Annotated in this window: 14 protein-coding genes; 8 read left to right on the top strand and 6 right to left on the bottom strand. The window is 60.4% G+C overall.

Annotation, left to right across the window (positions count from 1 at the left end):
• Positions 1–45: 45 nt before the first annotated feature.
• The 6 genes from NKH21_RS15490 to NKH21_RS15465 all read left to right on the top strand — a co-directional run bounded on the left by NKH21_RS15490 (position 46) and on the right by NKH21_RS15465 (position 7,006).
• Entirely contained in the window at positions 46–972 is a 927-nt protein-coding gene (locus NKH21_RS15490; protein ID WP_352661965.1) for an ArsR/SmtB family transcription factor, read from the top strand.
• A gap of 184 nt (positions 973–1,156) precedes the next feature.
• On the top strand, positions 1,157–2,668 hold the full coding sequence (gene arfA, locus NKH21_RS15485; RefSeq protein ID WP_352661962.1) for an arabinosylfuranosidase ArfA: 1,512 nt from the start codon (positions 1,157–1,159) through the stop codon (positions 2,666–2,668).
• A gap of 49 nt (positions 2,669–2,717) precedes the next feature.
• On the top strand, positions 2,718–3,809 hold the full coding sequence (locus NKH21_RS15480) for an ABC transporter ATP-binding protein (RefSeq protein ID WP_352661959.1): 1,092 nt from the start codon (positions 2,718–2,720) through the stop codon (positions 3,807–3,809).
• Positions 3,810–3,828: 19 nt separating this feature from the next.
• On the top strand, positions 3,829–4,746 hold the full coding sequence (locus tag NKH21_RS15475) for a carbohydrate ABC transporter permease (RefSeq protein WP_502903356.1): 918 nt from the start codon (positions 3,829–3,831) through the stop codon (positions 4,744–4,746).
• A complete protein-coding gene (locus NKH21_RS15470) occupies positions 4,743–5,591 on the top strand; it encodes a carbohydrate ABC transporter permease (protein ID WP_292653774.1) in 849 nt (282 codons plus the stop codon). Before NKH21_RS15475 ends, NKH21_RS15470 begins: the two co-directional genes overlap by 4 nt.
• Positions 5,592–5,686: 95 nt before the next feature.
• The gene (locus NKH21_RS15465; protein WP_352661953.1) at positions 5,687–7,006 is read left to right on the top strand and encodes an ABC transporter substrate-binding protein; all 1,320 of its coding nucleotides are present in this window, start codon (positions 5,687–5,689) and stop codon (positions 7,004–7,006) included.
• Between the two features lie 182 nt (positions 7,007–7,188).
• Here NKH21_RS15465 and minE read toward each other — a convergent pair whose 3' ends face one another.
• From minE to minC, 3 genes are read right to left on the bottom strand one after another with little or no spacing between them, the layout of a single operon-like run.
• Positions 7,189–7,461, bottom strand: a complete 273-nt coding sequence (gene minE, locus NKH21_RS15460) for a cell division topological specificity factor MinE (RefSeq protein ID WP_352661950.1) — start codon at positions 7,459–7,461, stop codon at positions 7,189–7,191.
• The gene (minD, locus tag NKH21_RS15455) at positions 7,458–8,273 is read right to left on the bottom strand and encodes a septum site-determining protein MinD (protein WP_352661947.1); all 816 of its coding nucleotides are present in this window, start codon (positions 8,271–8,273) and stop codon (positions 7,458–7,460) included. The genes minE and minD overlap by 4 nt, the downstream gene beginning before the upstream one ends.
• 20 nt (positions 8,274–8,293) lie before the next feature.
• Positions 8,294–9,013: a septum site-determining protein MinC gene (gene minC, locus NKH21_RS15450; RefSeq protein WP_352661944.1), complete on the bottom strand. Its 720-nt coding sequence runs from the start codon at positions 9,011–9,013 to the stop codon at positions 8,294–8,296.
• Between the two features lie 238 nt (positions 9,014–9,251).
• Between minC and NKH21_RS15445 the strand changes: the two genes are divergently transcribed.
• Positions 9,252–10,112, top strand: a complete 861-nt coding sequence (locus NKH21_RS15445; protein ID WP_352661941.1) for an alpha/beta hydrolase — start codon at positions 9,252–9,254, stop codon at positions 10,110–10,112.
• A 93-nt stretch (positions 10,113–10,205) separates the two neighbouring features.
• On the opposite strand, the gene NKH21_RS15440 is transcribed toward NKH21_RS15445, so the two are convergent.
• Positions 10,206–11,312: a glycosyltransferase gene (locus NKH21_RS15440; protein WP_352661938.1), complete on the bottom strand. Its 1,107-nt coding sequence runs from the start codon at positions 11,310–11,312 to the stop codon at positions 10,206–10,208.
• 10 nt (positions 11,313–11,322) lie between these two features.
• The gene (locus NKH21_RS15435; RefSeq protein WP_352865959.1) at positions 11,323–12,705 is read right to left on the bottom strand and encodes a GumC family protein; all 1,383 of its coding nucleotides are present in this window, start codon (positions 12,703–12,705) and stop codon (positions 11,323–11,325) included.
• A gap of 339 nt (positions 12,706–13,044) precedes the next feature.
• On the opposite strand from NKH21_RS15435, the gene NKH21_RS15430 reads away from it, so the two are divergent.
• A complete protein-coding gene (locus NKH21_RS15430; RefSeq protein ID WP_352661932.1) occupies positions 13,045–14,322 on the top strand; it encodes a VpsF family polysaccharide biosynthesis protein in 1,278 nt (425 codons plus the stop codon).
• 18 nt (positions 14,323–14,340) lie between these two features.
• Here the strand turns inward: NKH21_RS15430 and NKH21_RS15425 are convergent, their stop codons facing one another.
• Positions 14,341–15,783: a glucosamine inositolphosphorylceramide transferase family protein gene (locus NKH21_RS15425; RefSeq protein ID WP_352661929.1), complete on the bottom strand. Its 1,443-nt coding sequence runs from the start codon at positions 15,781–15,783 to the stop codon at positions 14,341–14,343.
• Positions 15,784–15,846 lie beyond the last annotated feature (63 nt).

Genomic DNA, 15,846 nt, shown 5'->3' with positions numbered 1-15,846 from the left:
ACAGGATAATTTCGGATATAGATTTTGCATAGGTCGGGCAATTTCATGAGTCGCAATTTTCTGGTGATAGAACCTGAGGAAGGCATTGCGGTGCTCAAGGGGCTTGCCTCCTCGGCGCGGATCTCGATGCTGAAACTGCTGCATGAGAAGGGGCCGATGAATGTCAACGAAATCGCCGCCGTGCTGTCGCTGCCGCAGTCGACCGTCTCAACCAACATCCAGGTGCTGGAGGATGCGGGGCTGATCCGCACCGAGAACCTGAAAGCGAAGAAGGGCAGTCAGAAAATCTGTTATCCGACGGCCGAAGAAGTGCTCGTCGTGTTCAAGAGCGAATATCGTGCGGTCAAGAACGACGCGATCGAAGTGTCGATGCCGATCGGGCTTTACACCAGCTTCGAGGTTACCGCACCCTGCGGCCTTTGCTCGCCGGACGGCATCATCGGCCTGCTAGATGTTCCCAACACTTTCCTCGATCCGGACCGCATGAAAGCCGGTCTGCTATGGTTCACGCGCGGTTTTGTCGAATACCAGTTCCCCAACAATGCCAAGCTCGCCAATGCCGAGATCACCGGACTCGAAGTGGCGATAGAGCTGTCCTCGGAAGTGCCGGGCACCAGCGCCGATTGGCCCTCGGACATCACGCTGACGATCAATGGCGTCGATGTCGGCACCTGGACGTCGCCAGGGGATTTCGGCGACAAGCGCGGCGTCTTCACGCCCTCCTGGTGGAAGCTCAAGGGCTCGCAATACGGCAAGCTGAAGAACTGGCGAATTGCCAATGACGGCACCTATGTCGACGGCCTCAGGATTTCAGAAACCGGCCTCGCCGCACTCGATCTGAAGAGCCATCATTCAATCCGCGTCCGTATCGGCGTCAAGGACGACGCCAAGCGCCCCGGCGGGATCAACATTTTCGGCAAGGGCTTTGGAAATTACGATCAGGACATCCTGCTCAGGATCAAAACTGGTTGATATCATGAAACCGGGTTCTGAAGATAACGCAGCAATTTCAACTAGCTGGCTTTCTGCCGTGCCAAAGCGTTCGTCTAATTGTCCTACATTTGGGTATTTTGGCTTGACGAAGGGCTGCCAATCCCGCTTTGATATCGGGCAAGATGATTTAAATCATCGTTTGTGATATCGATGGGAGGAATGCATGAAGGCAGCCGTTACGGCTCATCCGCATTATGTTGTCTCGGAAATCGATCCGAGGCTCTACGGATCCTTCATCGAGCATCTGGGGCGAGCAGTTTACACCGGCATCTACGAGCCGGGCCATCCGACAGCGGATGCCAACGGCATGAGGCAGGACGTCATCGATCTCGTCAGGGAACTCAATGTTCCGATCGTCCGCTATCCCGGCGGCAATTTCGTCTCGGCCTACAATTGGGAAGACGGCATTGGCCCCAAGGAACAGCGCCCGGTCCGCCTCGACCTCGCCTGGCACACATCGGAAAGCAACGAAGTCGGCCTACATGAATTTGCCGATTGGTGCACCTCCGCCAACACCGAGATGATGCTTGCCGTCAATCTCGGCTCGCGCGGCCTAGACGAAGCCCGCAACCTGCTGGAGTACGCCAACCATCCCGGCGGCAGCAAATGGAGCGACAGGCGCATCGCCAACGGCCGCAAGGAGCCCTTCGACGTCAAGCTCTGGTGCCTCGGCAATGAAATGGATGGCCCCTGGCAGATCGGCCACAAGACCGCGGATGAGTATGGCCGCCTGGCGCATGAGACGGCCAAGGCCATGCGCGCCTTCTCCAAGTCACTCGAGCTGGTGGTCTGCGGCTCTTCGAATGCCAAGATGCCGACCTACCCTGAATGGGAAGCGACGGTTCTCGACCATACCTACAACGAGGTCGACTACATCTCGCTGCACATGTATTTCGATAACGAAGCCAACGACGCTCCGAACTATCTCGCGATGAGCGAAAAGCTCGACGACTACATTGTCTCGGTGGCCGGCGTCATCGACTATATCAAGGCCAAGAAGCGCTCCAACAAGCAGGTCTACATCTCGTTCGACGAATGGAACGTCTGGTACCATTCCAAGGAGCAGGACAGGAAGATACTCGGCGGCAGCAACGGCTGGCCGTTCGCCCCGCCGTTGCTCGAAGACATCTATAATTTCGAGGATGTGCTGCAGGTCGGCCTGATCCTCAACACCTTCATCCGCCGTTCCGATGTCGTCAAGATCGCCTGCCTGGCACAACTGATCAATGTCATCGCGCCGATCATGACCGTTCCGAATGGCCCGGCATGGCGGCAGACGATTTTTTATCCCTATCTGTTTGCTTCTAACTATGGCCGCGGCAATGCGCTGGATCTCAAGGTGGAAAGCCCGACCTACAAATCCAGCGTTGCGGGCGACGTCGCCTATGTCGACGTTGCCGGCGTGCACGACAGGCAAACCGGCCACGTCACCTTCTTCGCCGTCAACCGCCATTCGAGCGAGGCAATCGAAACAGTGGTCGACCTCACCGGCTTCGGCGCGGCGGAGATCGTCGATCACCAGGTGATGGCACACGCCGATCTGAAAGCCGTCAATTCGGCCGAAAACCCTGGCAATGTCGGCCCCAGGAAAGGTGAGGGCGCCTCGCTCGCCGGCGGCAAGCTGAGCCTGTCGCTGCCGGCGTATTCCTACCAGGTCATACGCCTGAGGCTCTGAGTTCAGGCGGATCATCGAGAAAGCGCAAACGCTGAGGAGGAGCGTCGACGTGACGGCCGATATCGAGATCAGGAACGTGAGCAAGCAGTTCGGTGCCATGACGGTGCTGGACCATCTGTCGCTCTCCATAAGGGCACGCGAATTCATCGTGTTCCTGGGCCCGTCCGGCTGCGGAAAATCGACGCTTCTTCGAATGATCGCCGGGCTCGAAGCTGTCGATAGCGGCGAGATTGCCATCAACAACGAGCGCATCGATCATTTGCCGCCGGGCAAGCGCGGCATTGCGATGGTGTTCCAATCCTATGCGCTTTATCCGCATATGACGGTGCGCGACAACATGGCCTTCGGCCTTGCGAATATCGGCGTACCAGGCAAGGTCATCGAGGCGCGCATCAATGAAGCCGCCCGCATCCTGGAAATGCCGCATCTGCTCGATCGCAAGCCGGGCCAGCTCTCCGGCGGTCAGCGCCAGCGCGTCGCCATCGGCCGTGCGATCGTCAAGGAGCCGAAGGCCTTTCTGTTCGACGAGCCGCTCTCCAATCTCGATGCGGCGTTGCGCACCCGTACCCGCATCGAGCTTGCCCAGCTTCACCAGCGGCTGCAATCGACGATGATCTTCGTCACCCACGACCAGGTCGAGGCAATGACGCTCGCCGACCGCATTGTCGTCATGAACAATCGCAAGATCGACCAGATCGGTACCCCGATGGAGATCTACGAGCGCCCGGCGACCAAATTCGTCGCGGGTTTCGTCGGCGCGCCGGCGATGAACTTCGTCGATGCGACACTCGACAGATCGGGCAAGAACGCCACGGCCAGCTTTGCGGACGGCATATCGGTGCAGACCGAGATCGCCTCCAGCCAATTGACCGACGGCAAGTACACTTTCGGCATCCGTTCTGAAGACGTGCGCATCGTTGCCGCCGGGCAGGGCAATGCCGACGGCGTCGTCGATGTGCTCGAGCGGCTCGGCGAACGCACCCTGATCTACGCGCGGCTGGGCGATGGCCAGCAGATCGTCGGCTCGGATGCCGGCAACAGCCGCGTCGCCGTCGGCGACAGAATCGGGCTCGCCTTTGACGGCCAGAAATCGCATCTGTTCAACGAGACCGGCCGCGCCTGGCATGCGAGGGAGGCCTGAGATGGCTGACCGGCTGGCGATGTCCCCGACCGCGACGCTGGCTGTCGGCGTCAGAGCCCGTACTGCCGACATCTATGCGCCGCAATGGCGAAACTTCATTTTCGTTGCGCCATTCTTGTTCTTCTTCACCACGCTGCTGCTCTTCCCGCTGCTCTGGGGGATGTGGCTGAGTTTCCACAAGGCCGACACGTTCTCGTCCGGAAATTTTGTCGGTCTCGGCAATTATGCCAGGCTGTATCACGACAAGGTTTTCCTGCAATCGATCTGGAACACCTTCTATTTCGTGCTTCTGACGGTACCGACGCTGGCGCTGATCGGCCTTTTCCTGGCGCTTTGCCTCAACCGCCGCACGCGCACTGCGGCGGTTTTGCGGACGCTGTTCTTTTCCTCGTCGGTGCTGTCGGTCACCATCGTCACGCTGATCTGGCGCATCGTCTTCATTCCGAATGTCGGCCTGTTGTCGACGATCTACGGATGGTTCGGCGCGACCGCACCGGCCTTCATTTCCGATCCCAGCCTGGCGATGATCGGCATCGCCATTGCCACCGTCTGGTGGTGCATCGGCCTGCCGATGATGCTCTTTCTCTCGGCGCTGCAGCAGATTCCACAGGATATTTATGAGGCGGCAGCCCTGGACAATGCCAATCGCTGGCAAACGCTACGCTCGATCACGCTGCCGTCGATCAAGCGGACCTTCATCCTGGTGATCATCATCCAGATCGTGCTGCAATTTCAGCTGTTCGGCCAAGCCTGGCTGATGACGCGCGGCGGTCCGAACAACCTGACCAAGCCGATCGTGCTCTACATCTACGATACCGCATTCCGTCGCTGGGATCTCGGCCTGGGCGCCGCTGCATCGGAAATCCTGTTCATCCTCATCCTGATTGCGGCCATGGCCCAGTACCTGGTGACACGCAGCAGGGGAGACCAGGCATGAGCGCTCCAGCCACTTCCATCAAGGGACGGGCATTTGGCGACCATGTGCTATTAGCCCTCGTCATCCTGCTTTCGATCGTCATGATCGCGCCGGTTCTGTGGGTGATCGGCCTGTCGCTCAAGGACAATGCCGAGTTGATGGCCGATCCGAATTCGGTGTTTCACGCGCCTTATACGCTGAAGAATTATATCAACACCGTCGGCACCTCGTCGGTGTTCATCTGGGTGCGCAACAGCATCATCGTCTCGGGCGGATTGACGCTCGGCACGTTGATCCTGTCGTCGCTCGCCGGCTACGGCTTTGCACGGCTGAATTTCCCCGGCCGAGACGTGCTGTTCGTGATTGTGCTGTTCGGCCTGGCGGTCCCGGAGCAGGCCGTGCTCGTCGCCCGCCACCAGATCTTCAGCATGCTGAAGTTCCACAACACCTATCAAGGGCTCATCCTGCCGGGCCTTTCGGCTCCGTTCGGTGTCTTCCTGATGACCCAGTATTTCAAGGCCATCCCGAAGGAGCTGGACGAAGCCGCCATGCTCGATAACGCCAGCCGGCTCAGGATTTTCTGGAAGGTGCTTCTGCCGCTCACGCTGCCTGCGCAGGCAACGCTCGGCATCTTCACCTTTCTCGGCGCCTGGAACGATTACTTCTGGCCGCTGATTTCGGCGACGAGGAAGGACATGTTCACGCTGACGGTCGGCATGGCCTCGACCCAGACCAATTTCGCCCAGTCCGAAGGCATCGGCTTCCTGATGGCGCAGGCGGTGTTTGCCGGTGCACCGATCCTGATCGTCTACCTGTTCTTCCAGAAATACATCGTCACGGCGGTCTCCGGCGCTGCGGTGAGATAACGAAGATTGCCTGACGGCCGGGGGGAATGCGCAGCAATTGAAGCACGAAAGCCAATCCAGGGTGGAGCGGCGGAAACTCAGTAGGAGGAACTGATATGAAACTGAAGAAAATACTGTTTGCCGCAGTTTCTGCGGGCGCAATGATGCTCGCAGCTCCAAGCTTCGCCGCCACGGAACTGAGCGTGCAGCGCTTTTTCGGCGCCTGCGATGCCGATTTCGGCACCAACACCGATCCCACCAAGGCCGTTGGCGAATGCGGCATCATCACCTCGCTGATCAACAAGTTCAATGCCGACAATCCCGATGTTCACGTCAACGTCACCACCGTGGAATGGCCCGGCTATGATCAGCTGACCGCGCAGTTCGCTTCAGGTGACGCTCCGGACATCGTCACGATCCATGAATCCGTACTGTCGGATTATCAGTCGAAGGGCCTGTTGATGCCGCTCGACGATCTCTTGAAGTCGGTCGGTGTGACACCCGACGCCTTCACCGACGCAGCGCACAATGGCGCCACCAAAGACGGCAAGATCTATGGCCTGCCGATCGACAGCTGGACGATGCTCTATCACGTCAACATGGATCTTTTCAAACAAGCCGGCCTCGTCAATGCCGATGGCACGCCGATTTTTCCAAAGTCGCCCGAGGAACTGCTCGCCCAGGCCGAACAGTTCAAGCAGAAGACGGGCAAGCCTTATTTCGTCCAGAACCTGGCCAATGAGACTGCACTCTACACACGCAACCTCTACACCTATCTTTTCCAGCAGGATTCCGATTTCTTCGCCGATCCGAAGCATGTGAAGTTGAATACACCGGAAGCCAAGAAGGTCGTCGAGCTGTACAAGGCGATCTTCGATAAGGGTTACACCACCAAGGATCTCGACTATGGCGGCTCGATCAACGCCTTCCTTGCCGGCGAGGGTGGCGTCCACCTCAACGGCACCTGGGTGGTGGGCGACTACAACGCCCAGTCCGAGACCAAGGGAACGGCGCTCAACAAGGGCGGCTATGCGGTCTATCCGTATCCGCAGCTGTTTGGCGGCACCCACGCGCAGTATGCCGACGGCCACACCTGGGCCGTTTCGCAGAAAGACCGCACGCCTGAACAGGTCGCGGCCATCGGCAAATTCCTGAAATTCTTCGCCGACAACGACTTCGAATGGTCGCGTACCGGCCACCTGCCGGCCTATAAGGCCGTCATCACCTCGGACGCCTTCAAGGCCCTGCCGCATCGCAACACGATCTCTGCGGTCGCCGACCTCGGCAAGCCGCTGCCGTCCGCCGTACAGCGTCAGTTTGCGATCCAGGACATCATCGGCGAAGAGATGAGCGCAGCAATCAGTGGCCAGAAGGACGTCGACACCGCCCTTGCCGACATGGAAAGCCGCGTCAACGAATTGCTCGCCAACATCTGATCACGGGTTTCGAAAGGCCCTCCCAAAGCGCCCCGCGGCTGGAAACGGCCGCGGGGTTTTGGTGAGGAAATGGTTATTATCCTCGAGTTGCGCGACTTGCCGGTGGCAACCGGCTCAAGCACGCCAACCACGGCGCCGCAACCTCGGCAGCAGCCGACGCAAGCCCTGCCTGGAAGATTCCGTTAGAATGCCGCGGCCATGGGCATTGCGACCTTGTTGGGGATCTGGATGTCGATCTCCAATCTCGACGTCGTTTCGCCGTGATCCATGCTCACCTGCAGGAAATTCTGGTCGACCTGAACATGCCGGGCGATCACCGCCATGATCTCCTCGCGCAACACGGAGACGAGATCGGGCTGGTTGCGGCTGCGGCGCTCGTAAGCCAACAGCAGTTGCAAGCGCTCGCGCGCCACCGGCGCGCTGCCGCGGCGCTTGAAGATATCGAGCAGGTTCATGCTGCCCTCCTTCCCAACAGCCGGTCGAGAAGGCCCCTCCGCTCGAAAGGCAGAATGACCGGCAGGTCCTCGCCCTCGAGTCTTCGTGCCGCGTCGATATAGGCGCGTGCGGCGGGGTTGGTGTTTTCGCTGAGCGTAACCGGCGCGCCCACATTGGATGCGCGCAGCACGTCCTGGCTCTCGGGAATTATTCCCAGCAGAGGCGTCGACAGAATCTCGAGCACGTCATCGATGCTGAGCATCTCGCCGCGGGCAGCGCGCGCAGCGTCGTAGCGCGTGACGAGCACGTGTTTGGCAATCGATTCACCTTGCTCGGCTTTCATCGTCCTGGAGTCGAGCAGGCCGATGATGCGATCGGAATCGCGGACCGAGCTCACCTCCGGGTTGGTGACGATTACCGCCTCGTCGGCAAAGCGCATGGCAAGTTGCGCGCCCCGCTCTATGCCGGCCGGGCTGTCGCAGAAGACGTAGTCGAAAACCGATCGCAGCTTGTCGATGACATCGGCGACGCCGTCCTCGGTGAGGGCATCCTTGTCGCGCGTTTGCGAGGCGGGCAGCAGGAACAGCGTTTCGAGTCGTTTGTCACGGATCAGCGCCTGCGAGAGTTTGGCGGTTCCCTGAATGACGTTGACGATATCGAAAACAACGCGCCGCTCGGCACCCATGATCAGATCGAGGTTGCGCAGGCCGACGTCGAAATCGACGAGGGCCACTCGCTTGCCGGTTTTCGCGACCGCGGCGCCGAGAGCGGCCGTCGAGGTCGTCTTGCCGACACCCCCCTTGCCGGATGTGACAACCACTACCTTGCCCATAATTTGTGCCTCCAATGTTGTTAGTTGAGCGGTGCGACGCAAAGTGCGCCGTCCTCGAGAAAGGCCTGTACCGGCCTTCCTCGCGAGGAGGCGTCCATTTCCTCGGCGGTGCGGTACCAGCCGTCTACCGCCAGAAGTTCGGCTTCGTTTTTCCGGCAAAAGATGCGAGCCGCGGAATTTCCCGTGGCGCCGGCGAACGCACGTCCACGCAGCGTGCCGTAGACGTGGATCGATCCTCCGGCGATGATCTCGGATCCGGAACTGACAGAGCCGACAATGACCACATCGCCATCGGGGTGAAAGATCGACTGGCCGGAGCGGATCGGTGCCTTGATCATCAATGAGTTCGGCGCCTGCGGCTCTTCCGTCTTGGCCTCAGCGGCGGCCTTCGGGTCCGGCTGCACGTAAAGCGCATCAGCGGTGGCCTCCTTGGCGCCAACGAGGAGCGGCGGCAGATCGGCATCGAGAGCAACATTACCATCGGCCTCGATCGCGTAAATGCGAATCCCGCGCTCCGCGAGCTGTGAGACCAGATCCCGCATCTCGCCCACCTCGGGCTTGAGCATATTCAGATCGAGCACGACTGGACGGCCGGCAAAGAAGCCGGGAGAGTTTTCGGTCCAGTGATCGAGGCTTTGCAGCCATTCCCCTAACGGGGCCTCAGGGGTGAGGGTGAAGGCTACGAACGAGCGCGCTCGAAAGCGTATGGACTTGTTTTGGATGGGAGCGACGCAGGTCACAGAGGCGAGTCCTTACTGATTGGTTAAGGCTAGCCGGGCATGGTTAACGAAAAGTTAATGGCGGCTTCCCGAGGCGTTGGCGGAGGCATTCTTTTTGCCTCCGATCGTCCCGCCTGCGCCCTGCTTCCGGTGCACGACGAGGTCCTCCTCGCGGCTGCCTGGAGGCGTCTCCAGTTCACGAGGTCGGCCGACCGGTATATTGTTGCCGGAATGCCGGGCGTATTAAGGAGTTATCGATTTGACAAGCGTTGCGAGGGGGTCTGTCGCGGATCGCGGTCGCGCTACCTATGACCTTGGCGCGACCGCCATCTTTGCTTCCAAATCAGACCCGCGCTTTCATTATTGCCTGTATGTCCCTCCCGCAGTGGGGGAAGGGGCCAAAGTCGATCTGATGGTCGCCATCCATGGCACCGGCCGCACCTCTTTTCTTGGATTCCGCGACGCGTTTTCCGAGTTCGGACGCTGGAACGGCTGCGCCGTTTTGTGTCCGCTGTTTCCCATCGGCGTTCTCGGCGATGATGCCCGCAGCGGGTACAAATATATCCTCGAGGGCAACATACGCTACGATCAGGTGCTGCTCGCCATGGTTGAGGAGGTCAGCGCCAAATACAGTCAGGATTGGAGCCGCTTTGCCATGTTCGGATTTTCCGGCGGCGGGCATTTCACGCATCGTTTTGCTATCCTGCATCCCGACAGGCTCTGGGCGGCCTCAATCGGTGCGCCAGGCTCGGTGACCTTGCTCGATCCGACGCGTGACTGGTGGGTGGGCATTCGCGATCTGCCGGAGAAGTTCGGCACCACCTTCGATGCCGCAGCGCTGGCAAAAGTGCCTTTCCAGATGATCGTCGGCGACGCTGACCTGGAGACTTGGGAAATCACTCATGTCCAAGGCAGCACCCATTGGATGCCGGGCGCCAACGATGCGGGGCTAACACGGCCGGAACGCCTCATGGCATTGTGTCGATCGTTCGAGGAGGCGGGTGCGCGCGTGCGCTTCGATTTGCTGCCAGGCATATCTCATGAACGGGATGCGGTTCTCGATTCGGTCAAGGATTTCCTCGCCCAACAGCTCAAGGAACGACGGAACGCCTCACCATGAATCGTTGCGCCCCGGCCCGTGAAGATTTTGCGGCGATCAACACTCGACCACGTAGATCGCATCCAACCGCGACCCTGCTGCCGTGACCGACAACTAGAGCAACGCTTCGTACTGATCGCCAATCTTTTCGACTGCGAAATCCGCCGCCCTGCTTTTCAGCACGGCAGCAGGGGTGGGGTGGTCCAGCATCTCGGCCATCGCCTTCGCCAGGGCCGCGGCGTCACCGACCGGCACCAAGGTGCCGAAGCGGCCGTCACCGAGTATTTCGCGCGGGCCATGCGGAGCATCGGTAGAGATTATGGGGACACCTGCAGCCATGGCCTCGACCAACACGTTGCCAAAGCCTTCGCTGGTGGATGTAAGGACGAACAGATCGGTTGCGGCATAGCAGGCTGCGGGATCGTTGACGTAGCCGGCAAAGAGCACGTGCGCGCCGATGCCGGTCTCTTCGGCATAGGCGTGCAATTCGGCAGCCAGCGGACCTTCGCCGAAGATGACAAGCCGGGCAGGGCGGCGGGCACGCAGGGCAGCGAAGGCCCGCAGCAAAGTCCGGTGGTCCTTGACCGGCACCAGGCGCCCGGCGGTGGCGATGACCGGGCCATCGCCCATTGCCGCCAACGCTGCCTGCCAGGCATAGGAAATCCCCTGCGGTGATTCAGCCGGCGACAGCGGGTTGTTGATGACGACGACCCTGGATTCGGGGAAACCGCGGGCGATGATGTCACGGCCGACACCCGCCGAAACGGCGATGGCTTTGGTTGTACGCGCTGCAACCAGCGCGGAAAGCCAGATCGCCAGCCTCGCGCCGAGGCCGCTGGCAGGCAGCGAGGCGGCGGCGTGGAAGCTTGGAAAGAATTTTGCCCGGCTTCTAGCCAGCATGAGTGACAGCGCCATCACCAGATTGGCGAATTCCGGGGCGCTATAGACCGCATCAGGGTCAAGGTGGCGGAACAAATTTGCGCTTCGCACTATGCCTTTCAGCGTCGCCGACTTGGCGTAACCCTCGCCGCGCAAGAGAAGGCCGAAGTCGACCAGATGCACGGCGGCGGAGCGCAGCGCGGCGTTAGGGCCTTCCGCGTTCCAGGTAAAAAGCGTGACCTCGTGGCCACGCGACGCCAGTTCATTTGCCATCAGGACGAAGACACGTTCGGCGCCGCCGCCCCTCAGGCTGGCGATGTGGAAAACGATGCGCTTCGCCATGCCCTGTGCTTCAGGCTCGGCTGGCGGCAAGGCCTGATCGGTTCGGCGGCCGGCGCATGTCGCGGATGATGCCCATGCCGATGGCCAGCAGCATGCCCAGGGCAAAGCCTGCGAACGCTCCTGCGCCTGCCACCAGGGAAGGGCGCGGTGGCCATGAGCGCCCTGGTGGCGGCACCGCGGTCGAAATCACCTGTACGTTTGTGGTGTCGATCTGCTCGCGCTCGCTGATTTGGCGCGCACGTGACAGGAAGCTCTCATAGACGGCTCTCTTGGAGGCGGCATCGCGTTCAAGTTCACGCAGGGCGACTTCGGACTCGCTGTCGGTGAAAACATTGCTTTTCAGATCGTTCATCCTGGCGTTGAGAGAAGCCAACGAGGCCCTGGCCTTGTCCAGGCTGGCCTTTGCCGTGCCGACGGTGCGGGAGAACTCGGCCCGGAGTTGCGAGTTGACGGTCTCGAGTTCCGTCCTGAGTCTCACAATCGTCGGGTGGCGCGGACCGAAGGTCATTGACTGTGAGTCGATCTGCTGCCGCAGGCTGTTTGACCTGTCGCGCAGCGCTGCGAGTGCCTCCGAAACCGTGGGGTCGGGATTGGCTCCATTGATACCGGAGGCAACCAGGGCGTCATAGCTTGCCTGCGCGGCGATGACGCGCGATTGCGCATCGACGATTTCGCCATTGAGCTGCGTCAGCGTCTGCGAACTGACGAGTTGGCCGTTGCTGGACGACAGGTTGTGGCTGCGCCTGTAGCTCTCGACCTTCTCTTCGGCAGCCTGCACGTCGCTCTTGAGTTGGCCAAGCCGGCTGTCAAGGGCAGCCGCGGCACGGCTGGCGCCGGCAGCTTCGGCCTTGGCCAATTCTTCCTGGAAGTTTTTGACTATGGCCTGCGAGATCAGGATCGCCTTGGCGGTGGTTTCCGCAGATACCGAGAGGGTTGTGACAAACGAGGTCGGGTCCGCGATGGCGTCTACCCGATCCGCCAGGTTCTTCAAGGCGATGAGCCTCGGGTCGGGCTTCGCCACAGCGCCGGACGAGGATGTGCTCCGGTCCGGATCGAAAAACTCCGGATCGTGAGTCAGATTCAGTTCGTCCACCACACGGGAAAGCACGTTGCCCGAGGTCAGGATGCGCTGCTTGCTGCGCGTGCTGAGCAACTGGCTATCGACCTGACCCGGTTGCGAGTAGAGGTCGTTTTCCACAACCTGCAAATTGGATGGGTTGATGAGGACCTCCGTCGTGACGGTGTAACGCTGTTTACTGAGCAACGCATAAGCACCGCCGACAATGCCGCCGATTACCGCCAGCATCAACGCCAGGGCGAGGCCGGCCCGCAGCCAGACGAACAGGCGTCGAAAATCGAGCTCGAGGAAATCGCCGATCTTGTCCAGTGTCACCGTCGCGACTGGCTCTGGAGCTTGCGGCGTCACCGGCGCGGAGCTTGGCGCCGCGACCGGGCCACGCTGTTGCAGCATTGCCCTGCGCCGTGCATTGGCGATACGCTCGAATGCACTGTTGTTGGAAGCCGTCGCGGGGATAGGGGGTGTGCCGGAACCGGCAGACATGGTGACAACCCTTGTTAAATCATTACGCTTGGCCTGCTCTACAGAAACATCGTTAACATCTTATTTTCCAAGTTGGCCCATTTTACTGTTCATACACCCCGTCCGTCCGGCGGACGTTGAAGGGATTTCGTTGCCCAGAATGCCGTTCGAATATCGCCATTTGGATGGGCCATGAGCTATCCCGCTGCCGCTTCGGAACGAGTGTTGTCCAGCCGAGCGCGCCGTCAGAACGCGCTGTCGCTGCTGTTTTTCCTGTGCGCGGCGTTCGCGCTCCTGCTTCGCTTTACGGTGTCGCCGCAGGTGATGAACATGGTCGTCGACTATACGGCCCAGGGAGGCTCGTTCTACGAAAAGCTGCATTTCGGCACCTATGCGATCATCCTGCTGCTTCCTGTCGTTCTTTTCAGCCGACCGTTTCTGCTGCACGGCGATGAAATTGGAATATTCAAGGCGTTGATCCGCTATTCGGTGCTGATGTTCGCGCTGGTGCCTTATCTGTTCGTTACCGGCCGTGCGGGCTCCTCCGGCTTCATCATCGATACCTATCTGGTGGCCGGCGCCACAGGCCTGTTGATGCTGGCATTGAATGCAGAGGTGCGGCGGGCGTTGGGAGACGTCGTGCTTGGAATGGCGGTCCTGAGCGCTGTCATCGGCACCATCGAGGCGGTGACTCAACATCGGTTGTTGCCCTATGGCTTGAACGAACTGCAATTCAGGCCAACTGGCCTGTCGTCCCATCCGCTGGCACTGGGCGCGCTCTGCGCCACAAGCATTGGATTCGTGCCGCTGACGCACTGGCGCATCTGGATGCGGGTGATGGCGATCTTCCTGTTATTCATCGGTTGCGCTGCGTCAGGCGCTCGCGCTGCGCTGATGCTCGCCACGGCGGAAATCCTCATTCTGCTACTGTTCGTGCCCTGGCCGGGCCTATCGCTCAAATACGAGCGGCAGGCCAAATTTTTCGTACTGATGTTCACCGTCGCCGGTGGCGCGGTGCTCGTAGCTGTACTGTTTGCGGGCGGTCTGCTGAATCGATTCAGCAACACCATCTTCGACGAAAACTTCATGGCCCGGGTGACCATTTACCAGGTATTCGGACTAGTCAGCTGGAACGACATCCTGTTCGGCATGAACGTTGACGACCTGCTGGCGATCGTCAGGCAGAAGCTGCATCTGCCCTACATCGAAAGCGCGCCTGTGGTAATTATCTTGCTCTTCGGCCTGCCCATAGCCCTGCTGTTTACAGCGCTGATATTCTGGTTTGTCTTCCGGCTGCTGCGCGGGGCGCCGCTGCCCGCATGGATCGGCACCATAACGTTCTTGCTTGCCGCGCTGTCGAACAACGCGCTTTCGTCAAAAACGCCGGACATGACGATCATCGTGGTGTTGCTGCTTGCCTACAGGGACCAGTCTTCGGTCGCTGCATTGAAGCCGACTGAGATCCGTTAAGCCCGGACCCCAAACCGGTCAGCCGGCGCTATCCACAACCTCGACACGGCCCGCGCGATTGAGCGTGTGAATGCCGGACCGAGCCCATGCCGGCCCGGGATCGATTGGCTGGGGCAGTTCGAAACGGACGTCGAAATTATCAAGCCGATCCAGTCGCATCAAGCCCAGACCACCGCCATAGGCTCTCAAGCCGTTTTGCACCGGTAGCAGCAAAGCGTCGCCCTGGCGGATAAAAGCGCCGCCCGGTCGAGTGGCGGAGTGATCGACTGCGACCGGATTGAGCGCGTGCGCAGCCCAGGGCCCACGCAGCGCCGGAGCGGAATAGACGGCCATCGTGTCGGACGCGCTGCCGTGACCGAACCGCTCGGTCCCCAACAGCCAGAAGCGGCCGTCGGATTCGAGCAGCGTAGCGTCGTTGAAATCCCTGTCCGTCATCAGCACCGTATCGCGCACCCAGTGATCCGGAAACTGCACCGCACGGTAGAGCACCAGTTCTCGCGCCGCAGCGCTTTCAGGGATCATGAAAATCTCGCCGGAGTGAGCGAACACCTGCGGATATGACAGGTGATGCGCTTCCTCCAGCACCAGTTTCGGCACGCTGAAAGTGCCGTCGGTGCTAAGTTCGGCGACAGAAATCACGCCGCGGCCGGTGGCGTAGGGAAACTCCTCGACAAAAAGATAGTGACGGCCGTCGCGCTCGAGAACGAACGGGTCGGCGTAGAATCGCTGCCCGTCATCGGCAAGCACGGTGAACGGCTTGCCATCCAGCTGTCCGGTTTCGGCGACACCTGGACCGTCGATCAGCCGGTAAGCGACCTGCCAATAGAAGGGGCGCCGGCCACGTCGCAGTTTTTGCACGGCGCGGTCGAGCAATCCCCTGCCGAAAAAGGGCAGATAATACCTGACAAAACCGCCTTTCTTCAGGGGCGGCGCCGGGCTCTCGGCAATCGGCGCAAGTTTGCCCGTCGAAAAGCGGGCGACACATTGGGCAATCAGGGAGATGGCGCCGGCGAGCAGGTCATTGCTGGTTCGGGACAGCCAGAGCCGATCGCTGATCATCGGCCGCGCCCTGGCGACGGCAACGCCGTCGAGGCGCGCGGTGAGTTCTGGCAAACGCCCGCTCGCCAGCATCTCGGTCATGCCCGCGGCAAAGCTGCTATGGCCGCAAAATTCGAGCGTCAGGACAGGCGTGCCCCGTCGTGCGGCGGTAGCGGTGAGATCGACTATAAGATCGACTGGACCGGTATCGCCTGACGGCAGCGGCCCGGAACGGCTTGCCAGTGAGGGGCCGAAGCGCCGGCCCTCGAGCGCCAGCACATTATCCATCCCGCGCGCATTGGGTTCAGGCGCCGCCGCGCGGCAACTCGAAACCGCATGTCCAGCCGCACTCAACCGCGCCAGAAGCTCATTCTCCCAGCGCCGGGATGCGTCGGCGTGGCCGATGATTAAAATATTAGTCAATCCAATATATTCTTTTTCAAGACTACCGCCATAGACTACTTGTCAGCCCAACCTTTCACAAGA

It is taken from the genome of Mesorhizobium sp. M1329 (assembly GCF_040318035.1).
GTDB lineage: Bacteria > Pseudomonadota > Alphaproteobacteria > Rhizobiales > Rhizobiaceae > Mesorhizobium.
The sequence above is the reverse complement of the archived record's forward strand: the minus strand, read 5'-3'. Positions and strand labels throughout refer to the sequence as shown.

Excerpts from the sequence above, each read along its gene's own strand:
- NKH21_RS15490 (WP_352661965.1), top strand. The coding sequence starts at position 46 with ATGAGTCGCAATTTTCTGGTGATAGAACCTGAGGAAGGCATTGCGGTG.
- arfA (WP_352661962.1), top strand. The coding sequence starts at position 1,157 with ATGAAGGCAGCCGTTACGGCTCATCCGCATTATGTTGTCTCGGAAATC.
- NKH21_RS15475 (WP_502903356.1), top strand. The coding sequence starts at position 3,829 with ATGTCCCCGACCGCGACGCTGGCTGTCGGCGTCAGAGCCCGTACTGCC.
- NKH21_RS15470 (WP_292653774.1), top strand. The coding sequence starts at position 4,743 with ATGAGCGCTCCAGCCACTTCCATCAAGGGACGGGCATTTGGCGACCAT.
- NKH21_RS15465 (WP_352661953.1), top strand. The coding sequence starts at position 5,687 with ATGAAACTGAAGAAAATACTGTTTGCCGCAGTTTCTGCGGGCGCAATG.
- minE (WP_352661950.1), bottom strand. The coding sequence starts at position 7,461 with ATGAACCTGCTCGATATCTTCAAGCGCCGCGGCAGCGCGCCGGTGGCG.
- minD (WP_352661947.1), bottom strand. The coding sequence starts at position 8,273 with ATGGGCAAGGTAGTGGTTGTCACATCCGGCAAGGGGGGTGTCGGCAAG.
- NKH21_RS15440 (WP_352661938.1), bottom strand. The coding sequence starts at position 11,312 with ATGGCGAAGCGCATCGTTTTCCACATCGCCAGCCTGAGGGGCGGCGGC.
- NKH21_RS15430 (WP_352661932.1), top strand. The coding sequence starts at position 13,045 with ATGAGCTATCCCGCTGCCGCTTCGGAACGAGTGTTGTCCAGCCGAGCG.